General features: G+C 73.8%; 5 protein-coding genes and 2 pseudogenes. 4 read left to right on the forward strand and 3 right to left on the reverse strand.

The window, feature by feature from the left end; all coding sequences use genetic code 11:
* Together AC13HU_RS30220 and AC13HU_RS30225 are read right to left on the reverse strand one after the other, a co-directional pair.
* A pseudogene (locus AC13HU_RS30220) lies at positions 1-317 on the reverse strand (DNA-binding response regulator); the annotation flags it as partial.
* 360 nt (positions 318-677) lie between these two features.
* Positions 678-1,409 carry a TetR family transcriptional regulator gene (locus AC13HU_RS30225; RefSeq protein ID WP_483045157.1) on the reverse strand — a complete coding sequence of 244 codons (732 nt, stop codon included), beginning with the start codon at positions 1,407-1,409 and terminating at the stop codon, positions 678-680.
* Between the two features lie 234 nt (positions 1,410-1,643).
* On the opposite strand from AC13HU_RS30225, the gene AC13HU_RS30230 reads away from it, so the two are divergent.
* The 4 genes from AC13HU_RS30230 to AC13HU_RS30245 all read left to right on the forward strand — a co-directional run bounded on the left by AC13HU_RS30230 (position 1,644) and on the right by AC13HU_RS30245 (position 5,756).
* Complete coding sequence (locus AC13HU_RS30230; RefSeq protein ID WP_483045158.1) at positions 1,644-3,140, forward strand: glycosyltransferase family 4 protein; 1,497 nt, start codon at positions 1,644-1,646, stop codon at positions 3,138-3,140.
* A complete protein-coding gene (locus tag AC13HU_RS30235; RefSeq protein ID WP_483045159.1) occupies positions 3,140-3,970 on the forward strand; it encodes a class I SAM-dependent methyltransferase in 831 nt (276 codons plus the stop codon). Before AC13HU_RS30230 ends, AC13HU_RS30235 begins: the two co-directional genes overlap by 1 nt.
* Positions 3,967-5,049 (forward strand): prenyltransferase/squalene oxidase repeat-containing protein, encoded by a 1,083-nt coding sequence (locus AC13HU_RS30240; RefSeq protein WP_483045160.1) that lies wholly within the window; start codon positions 3,967-3,969, stop codon positions 5,047-5,049. Before AC13HU_RS30235 ends, AC13HU_RS30240 begins: the two co-directional genes overlap by 4 nt.
* Positions 5,050-5,117: 68 nt before the next feature.
* On the forward strand, positions 5,118-5,756 hold the full coding sequence (locus tag AC13HU_RS30245) for a response regulator (RefSeq protein WP_483045161.1): 639 nt from the start codon (positions 5,118-5,120) through the stop codon (positions 5,754-5,756).
* On the opposite strand, the pseudogene AC13HU_RS30250 reads toward AC13HU_RS30245, so the two are convergent.
* A pseudogene (locus AC13HU_RS30250) lies at positions 5,753-6,052 on the reverse strand (hypothetical protein); the annotation flags it as partial. The gene AC13HU_RS30245 and the pseudogene AC13HU_RS30250 overlap by 4 nt on opposite strands.

The following is a 6,052-nucleotide window of genomic DNA, read 5'->3' on the forward strand; positions in this document are numbered from 1 at the left end:
GAGCCGAGGCCGCCCGCCCCCGCCCCGGACCCGCTGCCGCGTAGCCCGCTCCTGCCGTGGACGGCGCCCGCGCCGGCGGTGGCGCGCCACGGTCTGCCCAGCGCGCCGTTGAGCGGGCCGGCCGCTCCGCCGACGTGCTGCCGCCACCCCGTACAGTCCGCGTCGACCACGCAGACGTCGGGCCGTAAGTCCCGCGCGGACTCGGCCAGGCGCGGCCAGGCCGTGTCCGTCACCTCGAAGTCCGCCTCCCGGCCCAGCAGAGCCGCCAGTGCGGAGCGCAGCAGGCAGGTGTCATGGGCCACCAGTACACGTATCACCGGGTATTCCCCTCGCGTGGTCGCATCGGTGCGCCGCCCTCGATCCCCCTGCGGGTGATGTCCGCGACCCCCGGGACGAACGCGAACCCATTCATACCCGGCGGATCACCCCGTGTGGGTGAACTTCGCCTCCTGCCGGGTGCAGAGATGGAGTGGCAGGAGGCGCCAGGGGCGCGCGGTGTGCGGACGCACGCCCTCCGATCGGAGTAATTCACCGTAGCTGACCTGATACGGAACGTAGCGACGTGGTAATGGTGCGCGCGGGGGCGTGCCAGGGGTGTGCGGGGAGGTCGAGACGTAGCGGGCGCGCGGGCGGCCGGGTCCGGCGGCCACCACCACGTCGCGGGCGCCGTGCTGCCGTCAGTTCGGCGGCGGAGTCACGTCGAGGAGGCCGCAGGCCGTACGGATGTCCTCCGTCACCTCGTCGACCGAGGCGCGGCCCGAGATCCAGCTCACCAGGGCCGCGTGCCAGGTGTGCTCGATCACCCGGACGGCCGAGAGCCGCGCATCCGGGAGGTCCGCGGCCGGGTGTTCCGCCGCCGCGAGCGTCCCGCCGGCGCCGTTCGGGCCCGCGGCCTCCGCTCCCGCGCCGTTCCCGCCCTGGGCTTCCGCGCCCGCACCCTCCCCGCCAGGCTGCGGCACCCCCGGTTGGCCCATCGCCTCCACGATGATCGAGGTGGTCAGCCGGGACACCGTGTCGACCTGGGCGCGTACCGAGCGGTCCGCGAAGATCATCGCCCGGAACATCGCGTCGGCGATCAGCGGCTCGCGCTGGAGCGCGCGGAAGGCGCGCAGCAGGGTGTCGGCGACGCGGGCGCCCGGCTCGGACGCGGACGGCGGGCGGGTGCGCAGCGCGGTCTGCAACTGGCCGAGCTGGTCCTCCATGACCGCCACCAACAGGTGGATCTTGGAAGGGAAGTAGCGGTAGAGGGTGCCGAGGGCGACCTCGGACAGCTCGGCGACCTCCCGCATCTGCACCGCGTCGAATCCACCGCCGCAGGCCAGTTCGGTGCTGGCGGCGAGGATGCGGTTGCGCCGGGCCTCCTGCCGCGCGGTCAGTGCCGAGGCCGGTGGTCTGGGGTGTGCGCTCATCCGTACTGTCCTCTGACGTGCCTCTGGCGTACCTCTGGGTGGTGCCGCCGGCCTGCGGTGCGGGTCCGGGCGGGTGCCGGGTCGCGTGCCGCGCGCCCCGGCTCGTGGTGTGTGCATGATGGCAGCCGGGTGCGAGGGGGCGAACCCGCCCCCTGTACGATCCAGTCTGAAACTTGTTCTAGATTAGCGCGACCGGTTACGCTCCGGCCCAATCGCAGCGAGAAGGGAGCCGGAGTGACCTCTCAGTCCGGGCCACTGCGGATCGCGCTGCTGAGCTACAAGGGCAATCCGTTCTGCGGCGGCCAGGGTGTGTACGTCAGGCACCTGTCCCGCGAACTGGCCGCGCTCGGCCACAGTGTCGAGGTGATCGGCGCGCAGCCCTATCCCGTACTGGACGCGCTCGGCGAGGGCGTCACCCTCACCGAACTGCCCAGCCTGGACCTGTACCGGCAGCCCGACCCGTTCCGCACCCCGCGCCTGGCGGAGTACCGCGACTGGGTCGACGCGCTGGAGGTCGGCACGATGTGGACCGGCGGCTTCCCCGAGCCGCTGACGTTCAGCCTGCGCGCGCGGCGCCATCTCGCCGCCCGCCGCGCCGACTTCGACGTGGTGCACGACAACCAGACCCTCGGGTACGGCCTGCTCGGCCTCGGCCTGCCGCTGGTCACCACCATCCACCACCCCATCACCGTCGACCGCCGCCTCGAACTGGAGGCCGCGGCCGACCGCCGCAAGCGGATGTCGGTACGCCGCTGGTACGGCTTCACCCGCATGCAGAAGCGGGTGGCCCGGCGGCTGCCGTCCGTGCTGACCGTCTCCGGCTCCTCCCGGCAGGAGATCGTCACCGACCTCGGGGTGCGGCCCGAGCGGGTGCACACCGTGCCGATCGGCGCGGACGCCCGGCTGTTCGCGCCCGACCCGTCGGTGCCCGAGGTGCCCGGGCGGATCGTCACCACCTCCAGCGCGGACGTGCCGCTCAAGGGCCTGGTCTTCCTCGTCGAGGCGCTGGCGAAGGTCCGTACGCAGCAGCCCGAGGCGCACCTCGTGGTGGTCGGCAAGCGGCCCGAACGGGGGCCGGTGGCCCGCGCGATCGCCGACTTCGGACTGGCCGACGCGGTCGAGTTCGTCAAGGGCATCAGCGACGCCGAACTGGTGGACCTGATCCGCGGCGCCGAGGTGGCCTGCGTGCCGTCGCTGTACGAGGGCTTCTCGCTGCCCGCCGCCGAGGCGATGGCCACGGGCACGCCGCTGGTGGCCACCACCGGCGGCGCCATACCGGAGGTGGCCGGGCCCGACCACGAGACCTGCCTCGCGGTGCCGCCCGGGGACGCGGGCGCGCTCGCCGTGGCGCTCGAACGGCTGCTGGGAGAGCCGGAGTTGCGGGCGCGGCTCGGCGCGGCGGGGCGGGCACGGGTACTCGCGCACTTCACCTGGACACGCGCGGCCGAGGCCACCGCCGAGTTGTACCGCGCGGCGATCGCGGCGTATCCCGGACCGGTGCGGGTGCCCGTACCGGGTACGGGCGGCGCGGGTACGGCCGGACCTCCGGGGCCCGCCGTATCGGCCGAGCCCACCGCGTCGGCCACTTCGGCCGCGTCGGCCGCGTCGGCCACTTCGGCCACGGCGCCCGCGTCGGCCGGGTCCGACAGGGCGCCGGGGGACGACCCCCACGACCACCACGACCACCCCAAGACCGCATATCCGGGAAACCCCGTGGGGAGCAATCGCTGATGCTGACCGTCGACTTCACCCGTTTCCCGCTCGCCGCGGGCGACCGCGTACTGGACCTCGGGTGCGGGGCCGGGCGGCACGCCTTCGAGTGCTACCGGCGCGGCGCGCAGGTCGTCGCGCTGGACCGCAACGGCGAGGAGATCCGCGAGGTCGCCAAGTGGTTCGCGGCGATGCGGGAGGCCGGGGAGGCGCCGGCGGGCGCGTCGGCGCTGGCGATGGAGGGCGACGCACTCCAACTCCCGTTCCCTGACGGGAGTTTCGACGTCGTGATCATCTCCGAGGTGATGGAGCACATCCCCGACGACAAAGGCGTGCTCGCCGAGATGGTCCGGGTGCTGCGGCCCGGCGGACGGATCGCCGTCACGGTGCCGCGCTACGGCCCGGAGAAGATCTGCTGGGCGCTGTCCGATGCCTACCACGAGGTCGAGGGCGGCCACATCCGCATCTACAAGGGCGACCAACTCCTCGACCGGATGCGGGAGGCGGGCCTGAAGCCGTACGGCACCCATCACGCGCACGGCCTGCACGCGCCGTACTGGTGGATCAAGTGCGCGGTCGGCGTGGACAACGACCAGGCGCTGCCGGTGAAGCTGTACCACAAGCTGCTGGTGTGGGACATCATGAAGAAGCCGCGGGCCACCCGGCTCGCCGAGCAGGTGCTCAACCCGGTGGTCGGCAAGAGCTTCGTGGCGTACGCGACGAAGCCGCGGCTGCCCGAGCAGGCGGCGCGCCCCGCCGGCTCCGGCCGGGCCGGCGAGTCCGACCAGTCCGACCAGTCCGCCGAACTCGCGGGCGAGGCGGCCGGGTTCGCCGCGGACCGCGCCAAGTGACCTCGCCCAGCCGCGGGCAGGGCCGCCGCACCGAGCGCCTGGTGCTGCCCGGTGTGCTCACCGCCGAGCAGGCCGAGCGGACCGTCGCCGCCATGGCCGCGGTGCAGCGCGCCGACGGGGCGATCCCGTGGTTCCGCGGCCACCACCTCGACCCGTGGGACCACACCGAGGTGGCGATGGCCCTGGACGCGGCCGGCGAGCACGACCGCGCGGCAGCCGCGTACGACTGGCTGGCCCGGCACCAGAACCCCGACGGCTCCTGGTACGCCGCCTACCACGACGGCAGCCCCGACCATCCCACCGACCTCGGCCGCGAGTCCAACTTCTGTGCCTACGTGGCCGTCGGAGCCTGGCATCACTACCTCGCCACCGGGGACGACGCGTTCATCGACCGGATCTGGCCCACCGTCCACGCGGCCGTCGAGTACGTCCTCGCGCTCCAGCAGCCCGGCGGCCAGATCGGCTGGAAGCGCGATGCCGACGGCACCGCCGTGGGCGACGCCCTGCTCACCGGCAGCTCCTCCATCCACCAGGCGCTGCGCTGCGCCCTGGCCATCGCCGAGCACCGCGAAGAGCCGCAGCCGGACTGGGAGTTGTCGGCCGGCATGCTCGGCCACGCGGTGTGCCACCACCCCGAGCGCTTCCTCGACAAGTCCCGCTACTCCATGGACTGGTACTACCCGGTCCTCACCGGCACCCTGCGCGGGCCCGCCGCCCTGGCCCGTATCGACGCCGGCTGGTCCCGCTTCGTGGTGCCCGGGCTCGGCGTCCGCTGCGTGGACCCCAACCCCTGGGTCACCGGCGGTGAGTCCGCCGAACTCGCCCTCGCGCTCTGGGCGATCGGCCAGTCCGACCGCGCGATCGGCGTGCTCGCCGACATCCAGCACCTGCGCGCCGACGACGGCCTCTACTGGACCGGCTACGTCTTCGCCGACCGCGCGGTCTGGCCCGCCGAACGCACCACCTGGACCGCAGCCGCACTCCTCCTCGCCGTTGCCGCCCTATGTGGCGACACCGCCACCACCACCGTCTTCGCCACCGACGACCTCCCCACCGCCCTTCCCACCCCCTGCTGCTGACCGGCTCCGGACGGACGAACGGACGGACGGACGAACAGGCGCGCGGGTGGACTGACTAGGCTTGCGGGATGAGCGATGCGAACGGTGCGCGGGAGGCGAAGCCCGTACGCGTGCTCCTCGCCGAGGACCAGGGGATGATGCGGGGGGCGCTGGCGTTGCTGCTGAACCTGGAGGACGACATCGAGGTCGTCGCGCAGGTGGAGGCGGGGGACCGGATCGTGCCGGAGGCGCTCGACGCGCGGCCGGACATCGCGCTGCTGGACATCGAGTTGCCCGGGCGCAGCGGGCTGGACGCGGCCGCGGAACTACGCGAGCGACTGCCGTCGTGCAAGGTGCTGATCCTGACGACGTTCGGCCGGCCCGGCTACCTGCGACGGGCGATGGAGGCGGGCGCGGCCGGGTTCCTCGTCAAGGACGGGCCGGTCGAGCAACTCGCCGACGCGATCCGCCGGGTGCTGCGCGGGGAGCGGGTGATCGACCCCGCGCTCGCCGCGGCCGCGCTCAGCGCGGGGCCCAGCCCGCTGACCCCTCGCGAGCAGGACGTGCTCAATGCCGCGGCCGACGGCGCGACCGTCGCGGACATCGCCCGGCGCGTCTTCCTCTCCGAGTCCACCGTGCGCAACTACCTCTCCGCGGCCATCGGCAAGACGGGCACCCGCAACCGCATGGAAGCGGTGCGCTGCGCGCGGCAGAACGGTTGGCTCTAGCTCAGCCCTTCCCCGGGCCGCGGGTTCTTCGCGGGCGGCGGCGCCCATGGGGGCGCGGGGAACTGCGTGCGCAACCGGCCACTGGCCGGTGGTCCGGTGATCTCGCCGCGGGGGCTGGGCCTGCGGATCCGGTGCGCGACGGTGGTGGGCTGGTCGCGCAGTTCCCCGCGCCCCTGTGGGTGAACGTTTTGCGCGAGGTTGCCCATGTCCGCAGGCGGGGGCATCCCAGGGGCGCGGGGAACTGCGCGCTCGGCCACGACGGTGCGGTCGGGGGCCCGCAGGCCCGGCCCCTGCGG

The organism is Streptomyces sp. NH27 (genome assembly GCF_056859195.1).